General features: G+C 43.4%; 24 protein-coding genes. 5 read left to right on the top strand and 19 right to left on the bottom strand.

Features of this window, described 5'->3' with window-relative positions:
- Positions 1–94 precede the first annotated feature (94 nt).
- The 4 genes from FPZ43_RS07590 to FPZ43_RS07575 all read right to left on the bottom strand — a co-directional run bounded on the left by FPZ43_RS07590 (position 95) and on the right by FPZ43_RS07575 (position 3,223).
- Positions 95–577 (bottom strand): nucleoside deaminase, encoded by a 483-nt coding sequence (locus FPZ43_RS07590; RefSeq protein ID WP_146381271.1) that lies wholly within the window; start codon positions 575–577, stop codon positions 95–97.
- Positions 577–951, bottom strand: coding sequence for an SdpI family protein (locus tag FPZ43_RS07585; RefSeq protein WP_146381270.1), 375 nt, complete (start codon positions 949–951; stop codon positions 577–579). The genes FPZ43_RS07590 and FPZ43_RS07585 overlap by 1 nt, the downstream gene beginning before the upstream one ends.
- Before the next feature lie 6 nt (positions 952–957).
- Complete coding sequence (locus tag FPZ43_RS07580) at positions 958–1,293, bottom strand: tRNA-binding protein (RefSeq protein ID WP_146381269.1); 336 nt, start codon at positions 1,291–1,293, stop codon at positions 958–960.
- A gap of 103 nt (positions 1,294–1,396) precedes the next feature.
- A complete protein-coding gene (locus tag FPZ43_RS07575; protein WP_146381268.1) occupies positions 1,397–3,223 on the bottom strand; it encodes an FAD-dependent oxidoreductase in 1,827 nt (608 codons plus the stop codon).
- A gap of 85 nt (positions 3,224–3,308) precedes the next feature.
- Between FPZ43_RS07575 and FPZ43_RS07570 the strand changes: the two genes are divergently transcribed.
- Positions 3,309–3,836, top strand: coding sequence for a YfiT family bacillithiol transferase (locus FPZ43_RS07570; protein WP_146381267.1), 528 nt, complete (start codon positions 3,309–3,311; stop codon positions 3,834–3,836).
- Between the two features lie 114 nt (positions 3,837–3,950).
- On the opposite strand, the gene FPZ43_RS07565 is transcribed toward FPZ43_RS07570, so the two are convergent.
- From FPZ43_RS07565 to FPZ43_RS07550, 4 genes are all read right to left on the bottom strand, one after another.
- Complete coding sequence (locus FPZ43_RS07565; RefSeq protein ID WP_146381266.1) at positions 3,951–5,333, bottom strand: hypothetical protein; 1,383 nt, start codon at positions 5,331–5,333, stop codon at positions 3,951–3,953.
- Positions 5,334–5,338: 5 nt separating this feature from the next.
- On the bottom strand, positions 5,339–6,109 hold the full coding sequence (locus FPZ43_RS07560; protein WP_146381265.1) for a hypothetical protein: 771 nt from the start codon (positions 6,107–6,109) through the stop codon (positions 5,339–5,341).
- A gap of 46 nt (positions 6,110–6,155) precedes the next feature.
- Entirely contained in the window at positions 6,156–6,659 is a 504-nt protein-coding gene (locus FPZ43_RS07555) for a heavy-metal-associated domain-containing protein (protein WP_146381264.1), read from the bottom strand.
- A gap of 61 nt (positions 6,660–6,720) precedes the next feature.
- Positions 6,721–7,110, bottom strand: a complete 390-nt coding sequence (locus tag FPZ43_RS07550; protein ID WP_146381263.1) for an HYC_CC_PP family protein — start codon at positions 7,108–7,110, stop codon at positions 6,721–6,723.
- A gap of 127 nt (positions 7,111–7,237) precedes the next feature.
- Here FPZ43_RS07550 and FPZ43_RS07545 point away from each other — a divergent pair, with 127 nt between their 5' ends.
- Positions 7,238–8,155 (top strand): DUF6607 family protein, encoded by a 918-nt coding sequence (locus tag FPZ43_RS07545; RefSeq protein WP_146381262.1) that lies wholly within the window; start codon positions 7,238–7,240, stop codon positions 8,153–8,155.
- A 156-nt stretch (positions 8,156–8,311) separates the two neighbouring features.
- On the opposite strand, the gene FPZ43_RS07540 is transcribed toward FPZ43_RS07545, so the two are convergent.
- The 6 genes from FPZ43_RS07540 to FPZ43_RS07515 form a co-directional block, all read right to left on the bottom strand.
- On the bottom strand, positions 8,312–8,797 hold the full coding sequence (locus FPZ43_RS07540) for a DUF3347 domain-containing protein (RefSeq protein ID WP_146381261.1): 486 nt from the start codon (positions 8,795–8,797) through the stop codon (positions 8,312–8,314).
- Positions 8,798–8,822: 25 nt separating this feature from the next.
- A complete protein-coding gene (locus FPZ43_RS07535; protein ID WP_146381260.1) occupies positions 8,823–9,257 on the bottom strand; it encodes a low molecular weight protein-tyrosine-phosphatase in 435 nt (144 codons plus the stop codon).
- An 81-nt stretch (positions 9,258–9,338) separates the two neighbouring features.
- The gene (locus FPZ43_RS07530; protein ID WP_146381259.1) at positions 9,339–10,136 is read right to left on the bottom strand and encodes a S1/P1 nuclease; all 798 of its coding nucleotides are present in this window, start codon (positions 10,134–10,136) and stop codon (positions 9,339–9,341) included.
- Positions 10,137–10,138: 2 nt separating this feature from the next.
- Positions 10,139–10,567: a fumarate hydratase gene (locus FPZ43_RS07525; protein ID WP_146381258.1), complete on the bottom strand. Its 429-nt coding sequence runs from the start codon at positions 10,565–10,567 to the stop codon at positions 10,139–10,141.
- A gap of 158 nt (positions 10,568–10,725) precedes the next feature.
- A complete protein-coding gene (fumC, locus tag FPZ43_RS07520; protein ID WP_146381257.1) occupies positions 10,726–12,123 on the bottom strand; it encodes a class II fumarate hydratase in 1,398 nt (465 codons plus the stop codon).
- 109 nt (positions 12,124–12,232) lie between these two features.
- Positions 12,233–13,234 (bottom strand): tetratricopeptide repeat protein, encoded by a 1,002-nt coding sequence (locus FPZ43_RS07515; RefSeq protein ID WP_146381256.1) that lies wholly within the window; start codon positions 13,232–13,234, stop codon positions 12,233–12,235.
- A gap of 113 nt (positions 13,235–13,347) precedes the next feature.
- Between FPZ43_RS07515 and FPZ43_RS07510 the strand changes: the two genes are divergently transcribed.
- From FPZ43_RS07510 to FPZ43_RS07500, 3 genes are all read left to right on the top strand, one after another.
- Complete coding sequence (locus tag FPZ43_RS07510) at positions 13,348–14,559, top strand: serine hydrolase domain-containing protein (protein ID WP_146381255.1); 1,212 nt, start codon at positions 13,348–13,350, stop codon at positions 14,557–14,559.
- A gap of 84 nt (positions 14,560–14,643) precedes the next feature.
- A complete protein-coding gene (locus tag FPZ43_RS07505) occupies positions 14,644–14,949 on the top strand; it encodes a YbaB/EbfC family nucleoid-associated protein (RefSeq protein ID WP_146381254.1) in 306 nt (101 codons plus the stop codon).
- A gap of 90 nt (positions 14,950–15,039) precedes the next feature.
- Positions 15,040–15,717 (top strand): metal-dependent hydrolase, encoded by a 678-nt coding sequence (locus FPZ43_RS07500; RefSeq protein WP_146381253.1) that lies wholly within the window; start codon positions 15,040–15,042, stop codon positions 15,715–15,717.
- Positions 15,718–15,786: 69 nt separating this feature from the next.
- Here the strand turns inward: FPZ43_RS07500 and FPZ43_RS07495 are convergent, their stop codons facing one another.
- The 5 genes from FPZ43_RS07495 to polA all read right to left on the bottom strand — a co-directional run bounded on the left by FPZ43_RS07495 (position 15,787) and on the right by polA (position 22,604).
- Positions 15,787–15,972, bottom strand: a complete 186-nt coding sequence (locus tag FPZ43_RS07495; protein WP_146381252.1) for a hypothetical protein — start codon at positions 15,970–15,972, stop codon at positions 15,787–15,789.
- Between the two features lie 73 nt (positions 15,973–16,045).
- A complete protein-coding gene (locus FPZ43_RS07490) occupies positions 16,046–17,308 on the bottom strand; it encodes a glucose-1-phosphate adenylyltransferase (RefSeq protein ID WP_146381251.1) in 1,263 nt (420 codons plus the stop codon).
- Positions 17,309–17,311: 3 nt separating this feature from the next.
- Complete coding sequence (locus tag FPZ43_RS07485) at positions 17,312–18,730, bottom strand: glycogen synthase (protein WP_146381250.1); 1,419 nt, start codon at positions 18,728–18,730, stop codon at positions 17,312–17,314.
- Between the two features lie 474 nt (positions 18,731–19,204).
- Positions 19,205–19,753: a hypothetical protein gene (locus FPZ43_RS07480; protein WP_146381249.1), complete on the bottom strand. Its 549-nt coding sequence runs from the start codon at positions 19,751–19,753 to the stop codon at positions 19,205–19,207.
- A 40-nt stretch (positions 19,754–19,793) separates the two neighbouring features.
- On the bottom strand, positions 19,794–22,604 hold the full coding sequence (gene polA, locus FPZ43_RS07475) for a DNA polymerase I (protein ID WP_146381248.1): 2,811 nt from the start codon (positions 22,602–22,604) through the stop codon (positions 19,794–19,796).
- Positions 22,605–22,637 lie beyond the last annotated feature (33 nt).

Genomic DNA, 22,637 nt, shown 5'->3' with positions numbered 1-22,637 from the left:
CGCTTTTTGTTCTAACTAATTGTCAAGTTTTGGTTATTACTTACCCGTAGGTTGTTAGTAGTGAAATAAAAAGTTAACATCAGCTTATTCTTTGTTACTTCCTTTTCCTTTTGCTTTTAAAAAAATCTTTAACCAGTTGTGAGCATTCATTTTCATGAATACCACCGGTAATTAATGTTTTTGGGTGCGTTACCGATTGGTTGAGCCTACCGAAGCCCATGCGTGCATCATAGGCACCAAACACTATACGCCCTATCTGGAACCAATAGCTGGCACCGGCACACATTACGCAGGGTTCAAGGGTTACGTATAAAGTGCAATCGGGCAGGTATTTGCCACCCATATAGTTTGCTGCTGCGGTTAAAGCCTGCATTTCCGCATGTGCAGAAACATCGTTAAGCCGCTCAGTAAGGTTATGCCCCCGGCCTATTATCTTACCCTTGCAAACTACCACAGCACCAATAGGTATTTCGTCCTCTTTAAGAGCCTGGCGCGCTTCCTTAAGCGCCTCGTTCATAAAAAAATCATCAGGAGATACGGCCGGTTGTTCGTCATCGCCGAAATTATAATATTGCATCAGGTTTTTTCGTCAAATAGTTTACTAAGATGTTTTTCGGTGTATACAATCAACATAACGGCCGCGCCCATTGATGACATGATAAGCAACCCGCATTGTACGCCCATAAAACCGTCAAGATTAATTCCAAGCAATTGTAATATAGCGCTTATAGCCAAACCAGTTATCAAAAGCGCTACGCCTATCTTTGTCATAAATTGCGCCGAATACTTATTGGCTGCATTCCATGTTTCCTGGTTTTTTGTGGCTGATGGCATGCGGTATCCGTATAATGGGTTGATGCTTTTTGGCGGGTACCGTTTGGTAACTGTGCCTGCAATTACAAACACTAAACCAATCAATTGCGGGCCAATTATCCAGTGTTCGTAACTCATGTTGTTTTAAATTAGTTTGCTGCCGTTTGGTACCGGCTTATCTATTGCCGCAAGTACAATATCACCATTTTCATCAGCCAGCCCGGTAACCAAAAACTCCGACATAAAGTTGGCTATCTGTTTTACCGGGAAGTTAATAACGCCTAATATCTGCTTGCCGGGCAATTCCTCTTTGGTATAATGCTTAGTGATTTGTGCACTGCTTTGCTTTATCCCAAACGGGCCGAAATCAACCTTTAACTGATAGGCTGGCTTTTTAGCTTTCGGAAAGTCCGATACTTCAATTATTGTACCTACCCTTAATTCAACCTTTTCAAAATCGCTCAAGGTTATCTGTTCCATGGGGCAAAGTTAAAAAGATGGCTTGGGATATTGCAAGATGCCCAAACTTAATGCCAATTTGAACAACCCTAAAACTTCGACTGTAGCAGGTGGAAGGTGAGCATTAATTAATGAGTTTGCCTGTAATATCAACCCGGCGTGCGAATGGGTTAAAATAGCGATTGGCTAACACGGCAAATTCCCGCCGGGTAACGGGGCGTTTAACATCAAACGGCAAGGTAAACTTGTATTTGGTTTTCCATGATGCAGCCATTGTTTTTTGCAGTGTTTGAGGGTCGGCCAGGTTCATCTCGCTGATGTATGACAAAAGGTTTCCAAGAGTAAATACCTCGCCGGGCTTTTCTTTATTGAACCATAAAAATGCACGGGCATACATTTCTATCATCATAGGTTGTATATCTGCAGTTTTTACGCTGCTGTCTGGCATGAAAAGCACATCTGCACTGTTACCATTAGCTTTTTGGATTGCTTGTAATATGCCCGAAGCGCCTACTTGTTGTATAGCGCGGTAATCGGGGTCGGTGGTGGCTATATCATTAAAGGGCATAATGATACCTTTATAATCTAAGATCTCCTGTTGTATAACACGCACGTTAAGGTTTTTGGTTGATGTTTTAAAAAACGCACAATAAGCGGCTGCGGCGCCCACACCCTGCCCAAGTGTCATCTGGATGGATGGGTAAGTAATGCTACCGTTAACAAGATGTGTTACCGATAACGATTTCTCTGTAACAAGCAGGTTCTCCATGTCTTTCGCTACTATGCTGCCTAACGGAATGCCATAAGCCGGAAAGGGCGGGTAATTGATGTGCGGCACCCGCTCTTCACTGTAAAATTGCCCGGGCATTGCGTCGCCAACGGCTATGCTTGTGCGGTAAAGCTGCGATGCGCGATTATAAGGCGAATAAATATCATCAATAACCATGCGTATCAGGCCTGCAGCACGGCCATTTTCGCGAACGTAAGGGATGAAGGGTAGTTTATCAGGCGTAGGATAATCTTCTGCCATGCCCAGGTTTTTGTAGCCTAAGGTGGTTTGTAAAAAGTATATAAGGCCAAGCGTGCGCAAACGAGCTTTATTGTATGTGTCTGCACGGTTTTCGGGTTGCAAATCTTCGGCAGTTACCGAATATTGGTTGCCGCAGTTTGCCCAATTGATGAGGTACTTTTCATTTGGTAACCTTGCCGCTGCCAGTAGTTTTTTTATATCCTGCGTTTTTAAACATGTGTATCGGGATGCATCATACCCGGCCGGTTTGGCTATGGTTTTATCTGCCGCGCGCCCGTAGTCTTTAAGGATTGCCAAATAGCTGATGTCCTGTATCTGGTTAGTAGCATTATCGGGAGCTAACTGTTCGCCGGTATCCTTACGGCTGTCAAAACCTGATGTAAATATGGCTCCGGCTTTTGCAGCTACATCTCCAAATTCAGTAGCATCCACTACAACCTTAGCTTTGATAATATCCGTTTGCCCGTTTTGCGTAATGCTTACTTCCCAACCGTTACCGTCTTTCTTGATCGCTGTAAAACCTGTGTTGAGCTTTACGGCGAGATTTTTTACTGTGTCCACCATCTTTTTTAGGGTACTTGCTCCCATCGAAGGCTCAAATACCAGTGGTGCATTGCTGGTAGTGTCATAACCCAATCTGGGCTTATACCATTTACGGATGTGATTGCGATATTCGGCAAATATGCCGGCAGGATTTTTACGGTTGGCCTCCAGGATACACATGCCTCCGGCAGTCATGCTGCCGCCAAGCCAGGGGCCCTGTTCAATAAGTAGCGTAGGTACTTTGCTACGTGCGCTTTGTATGGCCGCTGCCACTCCACTTGCGCCGCCGCCAATAACCAGTACATCGGTTTTAATGGTTTCGGCATAGCTTAACACAGCATTCAGAACAAGTAATAGTGCCAGTAACTTTTTTATCATCCGTATTTTAAAACAAGTACAAAACGCTAATTTAGGCCAAAAGCTTACGCAAGCAGCAATAATTTTAGTTACCTAACTGTATCTTATGCTTACCGACAAACAAATGCGTTTCCCCATTGGAAAATTTAAAGCCCCGCTAACCTACATTGCAGAAGATAAGCGCCGCTGGATAAGTGAAATAAAATTGTTGCCCGGGCAGTTGCGTAACGTGGTAATGCCGCTTACCGAGCGGCAATTGGATACTCAATATCGTACGGGTGGCTGGACATTGCGACAGGTAGTGCATCACCTGGCCGATAGCCACATGAACTCGCTCACGCGTTTCAAACTTGCCCTTACCGAAGACACCCCCATTATAAAACCTTACGAAGAGGGCGACTGGGCGCTGCTGCCCGATTACCGCCTGGCTGTTGAGCCATCGTTACGTATGCTTGAGGGTATACACCAGCACATGACCACGCTTTTTGAAAGTTTTACCGATACCGAGTGGAACCTGAGTTTTATCCACCCGGCATCTGGCGAAACAGTGCCGCTTAAAAAGGCTGTGGCTACTTACGCCTGGCATGGTAAGCACCACCTGGCCCATATTACAGAAACCATAAGGCGGTTTTAAAATATTAAAAAGCGTCGTTGCGAGGTACGAAGCAATTTCCCGGTGTGCATATCGTCTATAGATAGTTCCGAGGTTTTGTTCCTCGCAATGACGCAATATTGATTAAAGTTTAATCTACATCTTCATTCCGCTCATCTTCATCATCGAAGGGGTTAATCGCAGGTAAACCTGAAAACCAATAGGAGCGGTGCCGTATAATGATCTTAGCATTGTGGGCGAAAAGTTAGCGGTTGCCTGCGTACCTATCGTTAAATTCGTCTTTTTAAACGTTGTGATCATGCGGTTATAACCTAACGTAAAAGCATTGATATTGAAACGGGTTTCATCGGGCAGGCTGCTAAGGTCAAGCTCGCCGGCTTCTTTCACAACAAATTCATAACGCCCGTAAATGGCATTTTTGTTTAGTTGCAGGCTGCTTTCTGCCAATGCTGAGGGAAGGATACCGCCATGGTGAGATGTGTTTTGCCCGTAAACAACAGTTGTAGCTACGTAACTGCTTTTGCCCAGCATTTTTGTGTGTATGGCTGATGCTGTAAAACGCTTTACATTATCGTCAGGTTCGGCCTCTTCAGGGCTTTTAAGCCAGCCATGTGATACTTGCAGTGCCCATTCTTTTGAAGGGCTTACAGATAAACGCATGGAGTATGAATCAAACATTGGCTTATCAAAATTATACCTGAATTCATCGGGTTCCCGGCCCTTAAATGCCGACCCTTCCAGCTTTACGTTTTTATAGCGGAAGCCCAGCGTAGCCGTACCAAAAGTGATATGTGTAGCATCGGCGTAGTGGTGGCTCAGGGGGGCATCCGGATTATTCATGGCCGATAAACGGTGCATAAATACAGGTGGCCCCAAGGCTGGCTCACCCGGCATGCCCACAGACAGGTATAGATCGGTATTTTTGGCAACGCGGTGCGTGTAGGCAACGCTCAATTCGGCAAACAAATCATGCGGATGTTGCCTGTCTACCAGTTTTCGCCCCTGGTATGACTCCCCTGTTTGGTAAAGAAGCGGATATCCGCCGGCGCCAACTAAAAAAGGATCTAACGAAAACATGGTGTTTATGGAGAACAAGCCGTTTTTTCCCACCTTACTTTGTGCCATGTACATTAACCAGTTAGGCGCGTCAAACTGGCTGTCGCCGCGAGCGCCTTTGCCAAATACATCCTGTTTATTATAGCGGGTAAAGATGCTTCCATGTATCATGTGCATCCAGTTTTTACCGTGTATCATATACATGTACATGGGCGTTGCATCGGGCACCCATGAGGTTCCGGAGCCGTCGCGGTTCATTGGTAAATCACGAGAAAACTGGCTGGTCATCATATTCATGGTATGCTTGCTGGTATCATGCTGCATATCAATCATCATTTTAGCATGGTCATGCTTCATTTGTTTTTTTGCAGTATCAGCCTGCATGTGCTGCATATGGTCTTGGGCGAGGCTTGCCGTTGTGCTAAACACCAGCATATATAACAGTACTAGATAATCTTTCATGGTAGTTAAAGGTTAAAAAAATTATATTCGAAACGCAGCAGGTACATGTTGGCGCTGTTGCGCTGCATGTTATTGTAAATAGGCGTTCGGTACGATAGGTCGAGCCGGCAAACGCTGTTGAATATCAGCTGCACGGCCGGCGCAATATCAAGATAGCTTTGATTATAGCCGGGGTTGGTCTTTCCCAGTACTTCGGCGTAAATGTTAACATTCACCTGATTGTAATTGCGATAGATTTTTGGCAGGACCAATAACCCTGCAGACAAACTATAGGCTAAAGCATCTTTTGCCCCGGTGATTTGCGCATGGTTGTTACCAAGATTGTCAAATCCGCGCAGATAGCTTGCCGAACCCGAAATGGCAAATTTGTGCAGCAGCTGCGTAAAGATCAGGCCACTTTGCAGGCCGGTATTATCGCCCTCTAACGATATTTCCTGCATTACATACGGGTTGGTTATAAGTGACGCCTTACCAAATACTGCGCCCCTGAAATGTGTTTGCACGTCATCAAAGGAAAGGAACCGGTATTTGGCATAAAAGCTTCCACCCTCAAACCGTTGACTGTTTTGGTAGAAGTTTGACAGGTAGGCTGCACCGTGCACCATTACTTTTCCCGACAGGCCGTACATGGCCTCCAGCGTGCTGCGATTTTTGTACGTAGGTTTAAAAAATCCTTGATTTTCTAACCGGATGCCCAATGAGCCGGCAGCCATATTACTGGCAGGTTCGGTATTTACATACAACTCCTGCCCAAATACGGTACATGCCAATGCCATAAGGCAAAAAGCCAATAAAACGGACCTCATAATTTTAAGAGGAAGCTTAAATAGCTGTTACGTGATAAATACGACCTGTAGCTGTGGTGGTTGGTACAGGCTCTTTACCCAAATGTTTTTTGGTAACTGATTTGGGTGCAAAACCCTGATCGACAATTGTAAGTGATACCGGCCCTTTTAACTGTTTATCGCTATTAAGCAATTTATAGGTATCGGCACCGTAAGTAAAGGAATTATCGGCCAGCTGAGTATTATCAAAATTGTAAGTTGTTTTTAAATAACTCACAGAAAAACCTGATTTTTTTATCTTATTGCTTATTAGCTCGAAGTTTATTGGGGTATTATCTTTGAATGTGATATAATAAACATTGCGTACCAAATCAGGCTTAATCTCGCTAATGAATGGTAGCGCTTTTAATGATTTCTCGGTAGTGTTGGCACAAAGTGAGCAGGTAAGTCCGCTTACTTGTAATTCGGCTTTAGTAAATTGTGCTTTGGCAACAGCAATGGTTGCAATAAATATTACGATATATGCTTTTAACGTTTTCATGATCTTTTTTAATTCACTTGTAATTGAAATTTGGTTTGATAAAACTTAAGTTCAATTGCAATCAGATCCGGAAAACGCAATTTTTGGTAAAAATAGATTTGCCCGAGAGCAAGGGCCCGGGCGGCCCGCGATCAAGTGTGTTTACTGCAACACCTGATACGGGTAATGCAAATGCGTACTGATAAGCTTCACGCGGGAGATCAATAGCAAAAATCTTGGCAAGCATAGAAGCTTGCTGCGCCTGGTGGTTGTCTTTAACCTTAACCTCCAAACGGCTGTCTTTACAGCAGCGCATTTTTTTCTTAGCCATTGGCTTAGCACAACCTTTGGCCGGGGCATTAATTTTAACATCGGCAACATAGTTGCCGCAATAATGTAAGTTAAGGGCAAAGCCCGCTGCTGTAATAGTATACAGCAGGGCAAACAATAATATGCCCGTCCTTTTCATCATACTTACAAAGCTAACCAATTATATTACGCATTACAAATCACCGCTCTGCAATTTTTTCGCACAACATTTTGGCGATTCAAAACATTATACCTTTATTTGTTTAGAATTAATCTAAATAAAAATTGTAATGAAGAAACTTATATTTTTATCGGCTTTGGCGGCAGGCGCGCTAAGTGTATCTGCACAAACAAAGATGGATCAGGACAGGGCGGCAATAAAATCGCTCGCGGGTTATTATAAAGTAACATTTAATTATGCTGAAACATTTGCAACCGACACGGCCTACAAGTTTTTCCCTCGTTATAAGTCATGGGGTTATGAGTGGGCAACAATAGTTGAAGACTCACCTAAAAAGATTGCCATTCAGCACTTGCTTGTTGTAGGCGACAGTACCATCATTAAACACTGGCGTGAGGATTGGGTGTACGAACAGCCAAGCATGCTTACTTACGAAAAAGACAATACATGGAAGAAGGTTAACTTTAAACCCGCCGATGTTAAAGGCCGCTGGATACAAAAGGTTTACCAGGTTGATGATAGCCCGCGTTACGAAGGTATTGGCACCTGGACGCATGTTGATGGCCGCCACGAATGGCAAAGCCGCACTGATTCGCCGCTGCCACGTCGCGAGTACACCAAACGCAACGACTATAATGTGCTTAACCGTGGTAATCGCATCTACATGACTGATAAGGGCTGGATGTTTGAACAGGATAACAACAAAGTATTGCGCAACGCAAACGGCGACAAATTGATAGCACAGGAAAAAGGCTACGAAGAATTTACCAAAGTAGATGAAGCAAAATTTGCCTATGCTAAAAAATGGTGGGCAGACCAACAGGCATACTGGAAAGATGCACGCGTAGCTTGGGAAGAAGTATTTGCCAAAAACCCGACCTTGAAGTTAACAGACAAGATAGAAGGTAAACGCCTTTACGACCGCCTTTTCGAGGTAGCCGAAACATCAGCCAAAGAAAAATGGAGCGGTGCCAAAAACAAAGCGGAAACTGTAAAAGTGATCAACTCTTATTTAAAGCAATCGTAATAGCAAACTTGCTTATTAAAACAAAAGGCCACGCAATTTGCGTGGCCTTTTGTTTTATGTTTTATGTCATCGCGAGGAGTGTAGTGACGTAGCGATCTCATCGTATCTGCTGCCAAGCGACGAGATTGCTTCGCTATCGCTGCAAGGACATCGTTTTTACTTTCCTTTAATAGTTGCGGTAACTTTTCCGCACTCCAGCATATCATCGCCGTAATAAGGGTTGCGTATATCTTCATCCTTACTTAACCATGATGCTTTTTTCATGGGGCAGTACTGCTGGTATAGCGGCGCCTTGTTAAGTTTTAGGCCCGATAGCAGGCTGTACATGTTTTTTGATAAATCTTCAAATTGTGTACGCTGGCTGTCGATAGAATTGGTTTGGCTTATACGAAGGCTGCCTGCCTTTAACTTGCCGGCGTATGTAGATAACAGCTTTTGTTGAGCAGGCTGCAAACCTTTTGCGGGAGCTTTTAGCGCATTAGATAAATCTTTTGCACGGCTTTTTGCAAGCGTTGCGTTGCTTGCAACAAGGGCATCTTTTACAGCTAAATAGGCATCTGCAATTTTATCTATGCCGGCATTTTGGGCTTGTGCTGCAACAACAACAATAAGCAGCACCAGGGTTGACAATAATTTCTTCATGATTATAAAACGGATTTAAGCAAGTTTAAGCATACTGCTTTATAATTTCCTTACAACCGGCTTCAATTAATTTAAAAACAGGCGCAAACAATTCATCGTCATAATATGGATCGGGTACAATGTCATTGCCTAAAAGCAGCTTCACTTTTTTACGGTCGGCATCATTGCGTGCCATATCACGTACATTACCCAGGTTGCTCTTGTCCATTACCAATATCAGGTCAAACTCATCAAAGTCGGCCACGGTAAAAAGTCTGCAAACCTGTTTGCTTATATCAACACCCTGATCGCGGGCGGCTTTAATAGAGCGCATATCCGGCGACTGACCAATGTGCCATTTGCCAGTACCGGCCGAGTCGACCTGCCAATTTAAACCTGCTTCATCTGCAAGGTGCTGCATAATGCCTTCGGCCAGCGGGGAGCGGCAGATGTTGCCCAGACAAACCATTAAGATCTTCATATATTAAAGCTTAAAACGAAAAGGCAGAAAGTTAAAGCAACCATGCCCTGGGAGCTTTGCTTTCTGCCTCTTATCTAAAAATTATGCAAATATCTGGTTCAATAAACCTGCCAGGCGAACGCCACCTTTAAGCAATTGAGTATTAAGCTCAGCTATGTGATTGAATGTGTATTTGAAAGTGTTGATATTATCACCGGTTTTTACCTCGCTGTAAATTTTTTCGGCAAGCTGGTTCGACTCATATAACCATTGGCTGATCGGCGCTTTTTGCCACTCCGTACGTTGCGCAACAGTGGTGTGATTAATCCAGGCTACGTACTCAGTAAAGCTTAGTTGCTGTGCATCTATTAACTGAGAATCCCAGATTGAGTGAAGGTTTGTTTCGTTTTTATACCAGTTAACTTTAACGTCGTTACCACCCTTATCATTAGTGTGGCCCGTGTGTAATGGTTGGTGCACATCTTCTACAATGTGTATAAGCATCCTAAGCGCCAGCAATTTGTTCTCTTTCGGTAGGTTTTTCTTTTTTAATTCGCCTACTAAGTAGTTGAGCTTTGTGTAAGCGTCAACAGCAGTGTCCTGTTTTAAAAAAGCCTGTAATTCTGCATACTCATACTTTTTGTCGAAGTCAATGAAATGCCAGTTATACAGATAATTATACTTAGGGTCCGATTTAATAAAATCCGCCCAATTGCTGGCCATAGCAAGTGATTCATCGCCAAGTAATGCTTTTATAGCTGCGCGGGCCTTTGGGGTAAGGTAGCTATCAGCAATTTGCCCGCTTATGCGGTGGCCGTTAGTGCCCCAGGCCATGCTTTGCAGGGGCAGGTACATCATGGCTACGCCCAGAAATAGTTTTTTTAATAATGAAAATTTCATAATTACAATGGTTTTGGATTACAGGTATATCTTTTTACTAAATGTGTATTGAATGGAATTACGCTTGATGTTGGGCTGAACCGCAAAGTAGAGTCGGTGAGCTTGCTCACCTTAAAAAACTCTTCATAAACACCCGACCGGAAACAGCCGTTAGGTACTTTGTATGATCCGTTGGCATTGCTGAATAAGCCCTTTAAATGGATAGTATCGTTCTTTTGCTCGTACACACCCTTGGCGTATTCGGCCCATCTGCCGTTTACAACGCAGGAGTCGTCGCCGTGGTTAACAGATGTGTATGATTGCATGCCTACAAAAAACGAGTCGCAAGTGAACTTAAGGTTATATAACGAATAAGTTACCAGCCTCTTTTGCAGAGCAGAGGTGTCCTGCAGCCATTCGCCCTGCAAATAAGCTTGACCGCTGCCTTGCATGTTGGGGTTGAATTTGCAAGCGCTTAAGCAGAAAGCTAAAAGCAGAAAGCTTAAAGTTTTTTTGTGGTTTGAAATGGAAAGATTTAAACGTGAAAAATTTTGCATAGCAATAAAAAAGCCCCTCTCCGTTTTGTGGAGAGGGGTTTTATACGATTTTGTTATTTCAAACTTCCAATCATGTTTTCGGGGCGCACCCACTCGTCAAACTGCTCGTTGGTTAGTAAGCCTAAACCAATAGCCGCTTCACGTAACGATTTATTTTCTTTCAACGCTGTTTTAGCAATTTTGGCAGCATTATCATAACCAATGTGCGGGTTAAGTGCCGTAACCAGCATCAGCGAATTTTCGAGGTGTTTTTTAATACCATCGTAGTTCGGCTGGATACCTGTAGCGCAATGATCGTTAAACGACACGCAGGCATCCCCAATCAAACGGGCCGATTGCAGGAAATTTGCAGCCATAACCGGCTTAAATACGTTAAGCTCGTAATGGCCGTTTGAGCCGCCTATTGATATGGCAACATCATTACCCATAACTTGTGCAGCCACCATGGTAACTGCCTCATTTTGGGTAGGGTTAACTTTACCCGGCATAATAGATGAACCCGGTTCGTTATCAGGTATATGAATTTCGCCAATACCAGAACGCGGTCCAGAAGCCAGCATACGGATATCATTAGCTATCTTCATTAAAGAAACGGCAATTTGTTTAAGGGCACCGTGGCTCTCAACAATAGCATCATGCGCTGCCAAAGCTTCAAATTTGTTCTCGGCAGTTATAAATGGCAGATTAGTAAATTGTGCAATGTATTCGGCCACTTTAACATCATAACCTTGCGGCGTGTTAATGCCTGTACCTACAGCTGTGCCACCAAGTGCAAGCTCGCTCAGGTGGTCTAAGGTATTGCGCAGGGCTTTAAGGCCATGGTTTAGTTGCGATACATAGCCCGAAAACTCCTGGCCCAAAGTTAAAGGCGTAGCGTCCATCAGGTGGGTACGGCCAATTTTAACAACGGTTTTAAATTCTTCGCTTTTAACCTGTAGGGTATCACGCAGTTTTTCGATACCCGGGATGGTAACATCAATTAGTATTTTGTATGCAGCAATGTGCATAGCCGTAGGGTAAGTATCGTTTGATGATTGTGATTTATTTACATCATCATTAGGGTGGATAAAGGTCTTGCCTTCGCCTAATTTGTTACCCTGTAAAACGTGCGCACGGTTAGCCACCACCTCGTTCACGTTCATGTTTGATTGTGTGCCCGAGCCGGTTTGCCATATAACAAGCGGAAATTCGCTGTCTAAAGCACCGGTTAATATTTCGTCACAAACGGCAGCAATAAGGTCGCGTTTGTCGGCTGGCAAAACACCCAAATCTGTATTGGTATATGCAGCAGCTTTCTTTAAATAAGCAAAAGCATCAATGATTTCCTTTGGCATTGATGCCTCGGGGCCAATTCTAAAATTATTACGCGAGCGTTCTGTTTGTGCGCCCCAATATTTGTCGGCCGGTACCTGTACCGCTCCCATGGTATCATGTTCTGTTCTGAAACTCATAATGATAGTATGTTTTAGCGTGGCAAATTTAGGCTTTTATGTGGTTTAAAGCCAGTTGCTATAAAATTAATACAATGAAGTTATTGGCTCGGTGTAAACCCGCCCGATATTAAAGTGTCACCGCTGTCGATTTCATCCAGTCCTCATACGACAACTTTTTGTCCCGATTACTATCAAGCCATTTTTGATTTTCCGGAATTGCTTTCAGGCTTATGATGCGTGCAAATGCTTCCACGTTGTCCGACTGGGATAACGCCTTGTAGTAATTTGCAAACGCATACTTGTATTTATTATCGTTCGCTGCCGCCTCAAATACGGCTTTTAGTTGGGCTGTTAATAAATCGGTAGGCGAGGCATATCTGCGGGTGGCGAAGCCTAATAGTGCTTTGCCAACCAGTTGCATTTGCCAGTTGGCAGCCAGCTTTGTTGCAGCATCAGGCCGATAGCCCTGCTCGGGTTTTAAGGCGCCACCCTGTAAAATAGCCTGCAAATTGCCAAAAGCTTCAGCGCTTCGGGTTGTATTGGGTTCCAATTGTAAGAACCTGCAAAAGCCTAATACGGCATCAACCCGTTTATTTTGATGAAAGGCGGCTAAGGCATACATGCGCTGGGCATCTGTGTAGTGGTTATCGAGTTGCAATGCCTTCAGCAAGGTTTGTTGGGCATCGTTGTAAAGTTTGCTTCGATAATAAACTATTCCCAGATTGTAATAGATACGCTTATTGGCAGTATCTTCTTTAATGCCGTTTTTATAGGCCTCAATAGCTAATGGCAGTTGTTTATTGCTACTGTAAATACTGCCCAGTAAGCTGTAGGCGCCCGCGATAAATTGTGGGCTTGTATTGCCTTTTACTGCTTTATCGAGGTAGGGTATCCCACTTGCGCCTTTGCCACTTAAGTAAAGCGCGTAGGCCATTTGATAATTAGCATTTGCATTAGTAGGCTCGGCTGTAAGTGCGGCCTTATACTTTTCAATGGCCTCTGCATATTTTTTAGCTGCAGTTAATTGCTGCCCTTCTTTAACAGGATCGTTTGGTGCGCTTTGCGCCAATGCGCCAATGCTTAAAATCAAACAACTTAAAGCTGTTAATACACGGATAAATAAATTCATGGTTAAAAGTATGCGCTTTTTAAATTTGTTGAAACATTAGTTAAAATTTAATCTTATACCTGCTATATAATTTCTAATTTTCGCCCTCTGTTTTAGTGATGTATTTTTTACCTATGAAGCCAGTGTTTTCAACTGCTATTACCTTCGTTTTTTCGTTACTTGTCATTACTTCGTGCTCGTCAAAAAAAGGCGAAAATAAACAAGGTGAAGCCGATAATGGTAAGCCTTTTAACCCGGCCGAACTTTTAAAGTACAACCCTAAGGACGAGGATAAGAAAATTGATGCTTTTATGGAGCATTTGCACAAGGTAAGCAACTTTAACGGTAACGTTTTGGTAGCTAAAAAAGGCAAAATTATTTATGAAAAGGCATTTGGGTGGGCTAACCACTTAACCCGCGATAGCCTAACATTAGCTTCGCAATTTGAGTTGGCATCTGTAACCAAAACCATGACGGGTACTGCCATTATGCAGCTTTGGGAGCAGGGCAAAATTAAGCTTGATGATGATGTGCGTAAATACTTTCCGAATTTTCCATACGAGGGGGTAACTATCCGGTTGTTACTTACGCATCGTTCGGGTATGATGAACTATGTTTATTTCATCGATAACATATACCGCACCCAGCATCTAAACCAAAAGAAAGGCCTGACAAATAAAGAGGTTATGGATTTGATAGCCCAATACAAACCCGCCAGGTTTAATAAGCCTAACGCAAGCTTTTTATACAACAATAGTAACTTTATGGTGCTGGGCGCCATTATTGAAAAGGTTACCGGCCAAACCTATGCCGATTACATGAAAGAACATGTATTTAAACCGGCTGGTATGGCGCATACAGCTGTTTATTCAAAAGCCGTTTATGACAAGATTCCTGCCGATGTTGTTGGGCATGACCGCAATAGCTGGAAATACTCTGTAGCCCAAAACTTTTTGGATGGCCCGGTTGGCGATAAAGGTATTTACAGCACCGTTGGCGACCTGTTCCTTTTCGACCAGGCGCTTAAGGCAGGGCGTTTAATTAAACCCGCCACGCAAGACTCGGCATATACCGGCCGTAACCCAATGATACGCGGGCACTTTAACTACGGTTACGGCTGGCGAATATTTGAAAGCCCGGGCCAAAAGGTAGTGTACCACACTGGTTGGTGGCACGGCTTCAGGCATATTTATTTGCGTGATATGAAAAACGATGTTACCATTGTTTTGTTGGGTAATATGGTAAACGGCAGCCTGCTGCACCTCGACGATCTGTTTAAAATGACAGGTATGCCGGTAGTGCGCAAAGGAGCCTACAACGGCGCCGGCGATACAGCGGAAGATTAAAAATAGAGAGTAGTTGATTGAGTGAGTAGTTAATTGGTTAGAACCACTCACTATTTAACTAATCAACCAATAACCAAAATTGATATGTTCGACAAACTAATGGAAGCCCAGCAAAAGGCTGGCGAGATAAAAAAGAGACTGGATGCAATTACCGTAACCGGCACTGCAGAAGGTGGTAAAATTACCGTGCAGGCAAATGCTAATAAAGCCGTGCAATCGGTAACTATTGATGAAAGCTTTCTTAAAGAGGCTGACAAGGAAGAATTAGAAGAGCTTTTAGTTATTGCTGTAAACAAAGCAATGGAGCAGGCCGAAAACGTGAGCCAAAGTGAAATGGCAGCCATGACCAGCGCTATGTTTGGCGGCATGGGCGGCTTGTTCGGCAAATAAGCGTAAGGCATCATACTAAGGTGTCTCGCTAATTAAGCTACATATCGGCACTGTTTTGGTAAGGTCTATTGTACTAAAAAAACAAACTCTATGAAAGTTACATATTATGGCCAATCAACTATCGAGTTGGTTGCTGACGGTAAGAAATTATTGTTCGATCCGTTTATCACGCCAAATGAACTGGCGAAAAATATTGATGTTAATAGCCTGAAGCCGGATTACATCCTGGTATCTCATGGCCATGGCGACCACGTTGCCGACCTGGTTACCATAGCGAAAAGCAGCGGCGCCAAAGTAATTTGTATAGCCGAAATTGCTGATTGGTTGGTTAAGCAAGGAATTGAAAACGTGCATGGCATGAACATTGGCGGTGGCTTTAATTTTGATTTTGGCCGGGTTAAAATGGTTAATGCCGTACACTCAAGCACCTTGCCAGACGGTAGCCCAGGCGGAAACCCGGCAGGCTTTGTGATATACTCGGAAAGTAAAACAATTTACTTTGCCGGCGATACTGCATTAACTTATGATATGAAGTTACTGGCCGACGAAAACATCGAATGGGCGTTTTTGCCAATCGGCGACAACTACACCATGGGTGCGGACGACGCTATAAAAGCAGCAGCATTCATCAACTGTAAAAACATAATCGGTGTGCATTATGATTCATTCCCGGTTATTGCCATCGATAAAAACGAGGTTAAAGAGAAGTTTTTAAAGGCGGGCCTCAATCTTAAGTTGCCCGCAATAGGTGAGGCGCTCGACTTGTAGTTTATAGCCTTAAAGCAAAAAGCCCCTTTCAAATAGTTTAAAAGGGGCTTTTTGCTTAGTAATGATTTACTACATCTTCATGGTGTCTTTTTTCATCATTGAAGTGTCCTTCATCATTTTTTTCTTTTTCATCTTTTTCTTGTCCATCTTCTTCTTAGTTGTATCCTGTTGGGTTTGCAACGGGTTTACCGCGTAAGCGTTAATGCTTCCGAAAGAGATCGCAGCTACGGCGACCATACACAGCGTTTTTTTCATGGCTAATTAGTTTTAGTTTATTGGTTAAAATAATAAGCCAATTAACTCACGGTTTGTTTCGATATCTTAAAAATTAAATTACGGTGCCGCTTGGGATAACTGCACGTTTTTTAATAATCACAATACCGTCTACCACGGTGTATGTCGGGTAGTCGCCATCAGGCAAGGTTCCGGCGCAATTGATGGTTACATTGTCGCCTATGTATGTGTTTTTATCTATGATAGCATTTTTGATGCAGCAGTTATCGCCAATGCCCATAATTGGCAAGTGGTTTTTCCTGGCCTCATCAATTTCTTCAAGGGTTTGGTAATTATCACTCCCCATTACATAACAGCTTTCTATTTCGGTATTAAAGCCTATACGGGTACGGATACCAATTAGCGAATGTTTAATGATCTTCGCGTTAATAATGCAACCATCAGCAATGATCGACTTCTCAAACCTGGTTGATGACACTTTGGTAGGCGGCAACATGCGCGCACGTGTATAGATGTAGTTTTTATCGAACAGGTTGAACTTAGGGATATCATCAGTAAGCCCAAGGTTAGCCTCAAAGAAAGATGGGATGGTTCCGATATCGGTCCAATAACCTTCGTATTGGTAACTCAGTACCTTATGTCCTTCTATAGATTGCGGAATGATCTCCTTGCCGAAGTCCGGATAGTCATTGCTTTCAAGCAAATCGTAAAGCAGCTTACGGTTAAAGATATAGATACCCATTGATGCAAGGTAAACACGGCCCTGTTGCTTCATTTCATCGCTAACCTCTGATGCCCAGCTTTCAAAATTTGATTTTGGCTTTTCGATAAATGACGTAATCATGCTTTCGCTATCCGTTTTTAGGATGCCAAAGCCGGGTACATCTGCAGCATCAACAGGTATGGTTGCAATTGAAATATCAGCACCCTTATCAATGTGCTGTTGCATCATTTCTGCAAAGTCCATCTGGTACAGCTGGTCGCCGGAGAGGATCAATACATAATCAAACTCATGCACGGCAAGGTGGTGCAAGCTTTGCCTAACAGCATCGGCAGTGCCCTGGAACCAGCCCGCACTTGTTGGCGTTTGCTCGGCAGCAAGTATATCAACAAAGGCGGTACTGAAAGTGCCAAAGTGATAGGTGTTTTTGATGTGTTTGTTTAGCGATGCCGAGTTAAACTGCGTAAGCACGAATATACGGTCGATACCCGAGTGCAAACAGTTTGAAATAGGTATATCAACCAGGCGGTATTTACCAGCAATTGGTACTGCCGGTTTGGAGCGGGTAAGCGTTAATGGTGCCAAACGGCTACCCTGGCCGCCACCCAGTACAATGCTGATTACTTTAGATGTCATAATTTAGGAGGTTAAGCTTTCATAGAGGTTTATATATTCTTGGGCCGATTGCTGCCACGAAAAATCAAGGGCCATCATTTTTTTACGTAACTGCAGCATTTTTTTACTGTCTTGATATACTACAACTGCCCGGTTTATTGATGCGTAAATATCATCAGCATTAGCTTGTTCAAAACGTATGCCGTATCCGCCATCATCGCCAAAATCAATTACGGTATCTTTCAGCCCTCCTGTCGACCTTACGATCGGCACAGTACCATAGCGTATAGCATATAATTGGTTAAGTCCGCATGGCTCCACCCGCGACGGCATCAACAGAAAATCGGCCCCGGCATATATCAGGTGCGCCAAAGCTTCGTCATACCCAATAAATACATTACAATTTTGCGGAAATAAGGTTTTTAAATGCTGCAGGGCATTTTCTGTTTCGGCATCGCCGGCGCCGAGCAATAAAAAGTTAACGCTGTCGCCATGTGTGCGCAGGCTGCGTTCAATAGCTTCGGGCAGTAAGTCTGCACCCTTTTCAACTACCAGCCGGCCTATAAATGCTATCAAGGGTTTATCGGCAGCGAGGCCAAACCTTTCGCACAATATTTCTTTATTTTTTTGCTTGCCTTTGGTTACCGTTGTTGAGGTGAATTTGGCAGGCAACATTGGATCTGTAGCAGTGTTCCAAACCTCGGTATCAATGCCGTTTACAATGCCATAACCTTTAAATCGTTCGAGGTAGAAAAGGTATTCGAGGCCGTTGGAACTCCATGTAAGTTCGCGTAGGTAGTTTGGCGAAACCGTGGTGAATTTCCAACAGCACTTTACGGCTGAAGCAAGCGGATTAATGCCGCCGCTCCACTCGAGCATGCCTGTTTTGTAAAAGTCAACCTCGGGCAGTTTGCTTAATTCGCCCCATCCAAACGCACCATGATACTGGCCGTTGTGTATGGTAAACACAGTTGGTATGTGTGCCAACCTGCGGTAAAGTGCGCTATGATACATTAAAAACGGCACCAGGCCCGCGTGATGGTCGTGGCAATGCACAATATCAGGCGTTTGTCCGCTCCAGTTTATCCAGTCGAGAAAACAGATCTGAAAAGCCAGGAACTGGTCGCGTTCATCAGGGTAGCTGTAAATATTTTCACGATCCAGCAGGCCCGGAATTTTGATCATGAAAAGCTCAAAGCCAAGTTTATTGGTTTTTTCTTTTATGATCTCAAAATATATACGCCTTGTACCCAATAGGGTAGTGCCCTGGAAAACAAGATCGAATTGGTTTTCGTGAACAAATTTGCGGTTATAAAAAGGCATCACAACGGCAGCATTTAAGCCGGCTTCGTTTTGATATTTTGGTAAGGCGCCAACCACATCGGCCAACCCGCCAACCTTAGCAATGGGGTAACATTCGGCACTTAAATGGAATACTCTCATTTGGGGTTATATAAGGGGTAAGTTAGCAAACTATACCCCGTATAAACAAACAGATAATCCTAAAAATGTGTTTAAAAAACTGCAATTATTTAAGTGAAAGCGCAGCTTGCTTACAATTAATGAATTAGGGGGATTTGGGTGAATCGAGCGTTCAATTTTAAAAAGCCTATGCCTGCCTCATTTAAAATAATAAAAACTCATTTCCTGTGTATGTATGGTATAGCTTTGACTTAATAGGTAGTCAATAATCCATAAACCAATCATAACCTATTACATTGTGGTATTCATTTGGTACGGTTGATAATTCCTGCCGCTTTTTAGGGTTGTCTTCATCCCCATAATGCTTAACTCTGTAAAATTTTTTCTTGATTGTATCGGCAGGGTAGATATACTCAATTGTGTCCAGTCTTAAACCGTTCCATTTGTACTTGTATAATGGAACTTCGCCCGGATGGCTGTATTCGACACCACGAATCAGCTTTCGTTTGGATAAAACGTCGGATTAATAAAGTCGAAGTATTTAGTGAATTTGTCGGATTCGGTATAAAGGTATATGTGGAAGTTATTACGCGCGCAACACCCTGAAGAAGGGTACCAATTAATTGACAGGTCTTTTAAACCATCACCGTTTATATCTTTAATCTCATCTCCTATATAAGTTAAATCTGACCAATCATCGGTTATTTCCCTTTTTAAATTATCCAAGCGATAAACATAGATTGTTAATTTCCAACCAGCATGAGTTCTGATAAAAATATGTTTAAGTTTTTTTGAAAAAAGATGACCAACTTTAACATATGCCGATATGGATGTATCTTTCCATATCCGGATAATCTTATCAAAACTCTTGATTTGCCTTGTTTTTATAAACGCTATCACATCGGTAACAACTTTTTCATTTTTTAAACTATCAGCCAGCCATTTTTTTTCAATTTCCCTTCGTTTTATCGCACGTAACGAATCTGTTTTATTACCAATAGCTTTTTTTGATATAGCCTTTTTGTTAGGTTGGTTACAACCCAATAACATACTTATTATCAAAAGGCAAACGTATTTCATCCCATCAATGCGCTTCTAACCAATTCAACCCGGTTCCTATCTCTACCATAATGGGTACCTCGGTCTTAATAGCGTTCTTCATCTTGTCAAGGATGATGGGTTTCACTATCTCTATCTCGTGGTTTGGTACATCAAACACCAACTCATCATGTACTTGCATCGTCATGCGGGCATCAAGCCTAAGTGCCTTAAACTCCTTGTGGATATTGATCATGGCAATCTTGATCATATCTGCAGCCGAGCCTTGTATAGGTGCATTAATGGCATTTCGTTCGGCAAAGCCACGCACAGTTGCATTGGCGGAGTTGATATCGCGCAGGTAACGTCGACGGCCCATCAGCGTAGTTACGTAACCGTTCTCTCGGGCAAAGTTCATGGTGTCGGCCATGTAGTTTTTTATGCCGGGATATTGTATAAAGTAATTTTCGATGATTTCCGCAGCCTCCTTACGTGGTATACCCAGGTTTTGCGATAATCCAAACGCAGATTGTCCGTAGATGATACCAAAGTTTACTGCCTTGGCATTACGACGTTGTGTACTATCAACATCTTCAATGGCAACACCGTACACCTTTGCAGCAGTGGCGGTATGAATATCCACATTATCAATAAAAGCCTGGCGCATATTTGGATCTTTACTGATCTCGGCAATAATGCGCAGTTCTATCTGCGAATAATCGGCAGATACAATGGTGTGGTTTTCATCGCGCGGAATAAAGGCCTTCCGTACTTCCCGTCCACGCTCGGTACGGATAGGTATATTTTGCAGGTTAGGATTAGTTGAACTTAACCTGCCTGTTGCGGCAACTGCCTGGTTGTAGCTGGTATGCACGCGTCCTGTCTTTGGGTTTACCATCGTCGGCAAAGCATCAACGTAGGTAGACTTTAACTTTTGCAATTGTCGAAAATCAAGTATGTCCCTAACAATATCGCTTTTGTTGGCCAGGGCAAGTAAAACATCCTCGCCGGTTTGATACTGGCCGGTTTTGGTTTTTTTTGCTTTTGGGTCTAGCATGAGTTTCTCGAACAACACTTCGCCCAATTGTTTCGGCGATGCTATGTTAAAGCTAACACCTGCTTTTTCATAAACCGTTTTTTCCAAACGGGCTATATCTGTCTCGAGCTCTTTTGAAAACTCTTTAAGCGTTTCATTATCAATTTTAACACCTTCGTGTTCTACATCTGCCAATACATATATCAAAGGGTTTTCTACTTCGTGCAGCAGCTTTTCGGCACCGGCTTCCTTTATCTTCGGTTCAAAAACTTCCCAAAGCTGCAGGGTAACGTCGGCATCCTCGGCAGCATATTCCTTGATCTTTTCTATCTCCACATCGCGCATATTGCCCTGGTTTTTACCCTTTGGCCCAATAAGTTCAGTGATGGAAACAGGCTTGTAACCCAGGTAATTTTCTGACAGAATATCCATATTATGGCGGGTGTCCGGGTCGATGATATAATGCGCCATCATGGTATCAAACAAGTCGCCTTTAATCTCCACATCATACCATTTCAGCATCAAGATATCAAACTTCAGGTTTTGCCCGGTTTTGCTGATGGCTGCATTTTCGAACACCGCTTTAAATTCGGCAACAATGGCTTTGGTTTGCTCTTCATCGGCGGGTACAGGTACATACCAACCTTCGTGCGCTTTGGTTGCGAACGACAGGCCCACCAGCTCGCAATGATTGGCGTCGGTACCGGTAGTTTCGGTATCAAAGCAAAAGTTTTTTTGTTGCTGTAAATGCGCTATTAATTCTGCACGCAGTTCGGGTGTATCGGCAAGGTGATAAGTATGCTCCACATTGCCAATGTTTTTACCTGCAATGGGCAGATCTGCGGTGGCAATATCGCTAACGTCAACAGTAAGTGTTGTGCGGCCATCGGCAGTGGGTGAGCCAAACAGATCTGTTTGTACGCTAACAGCTTTTAACTCTGTAATGCTAAAGTCGTCGCCAAACACCCGGCGACCAAGGGTACGAAACTCCAGTTCGGCAAATAGTGGCTCCAGCAAATCTTTACTTGGCGCGCATATCTCAAGGCCGGCTTCGTCCAGTTCAACCGGAACATCAAGCAGAATAGTTGCCAGTTTTTTTGACAGCATACCCTGCTCTGCAAAATTCTCAACGTTTTCGCGCTGTTTGCCTTTCAACTCATGGCTGTGGGCTATAATGTTTTCAACAGAACCGTACTGTTTTATAAGTGCCTTGGCTGTTTTTTCGCCAATGCCGGGTATGCCCGGTATATTATCTACCGCATCGCCCCAAAGGCCCAAAATGTCAATTACCTGCTCTACGCGTTCAACCTCCCATTTGGCGCAAACCTCTTTAACGCCAAGTATTTCCATGTCGTTACCCATGCGGGCAGGTTTATAAATGAATATGTTTTCAGATACAAGCTGGGCAAAGTCTTTATCGGGTGTCATGCAATAAACCTGGTACCCTTTTTTCTCGGCTTTTTTGGCAAGGGTGCCTATAATGTCGTCGGCCTCGTAGCCATCTGAAGTAATTACCGGAATGTTGAAACCCAGTATCAGTTTTATAACATAAGGCATCGCTTTTGAAAGATCCTCCGGCATTGCTTCACGATGCGCTTTGTAGGCTTCATAGTCGGTATGGCGTTCTGTTGGGGCATCTGTGTCAAACACCACGGCCATGTGTGTAGGCTTTTCTTTTTTAAGCACATCCAGCAGGGTATTGGTAAAACCCATTACTGCCGATGTATTTACACCACCCGATGTAAAACGAGGGGATTTGCTTAACGCGAAATGCGCCCTGTACATAAGGGCCATGCCATCCAATAGAAACAGTTTCTTCATGTTGTTTATGATTTCACAGATTACGAGGAGATT

This window comes from Mucilaginibacter pallidiroseus, assembly GCF_007846085.1.
GTDB lineage: Bacteria > Bacteroidota > Bacteroidia > Sphingobacteriales > Sphingobacteriaceae > Mucilaginibacter > Mucilaginibacter pallidiroseus.
This window is presented reverse-complemented; position numbering and strand designations above follow the sequence as displayed.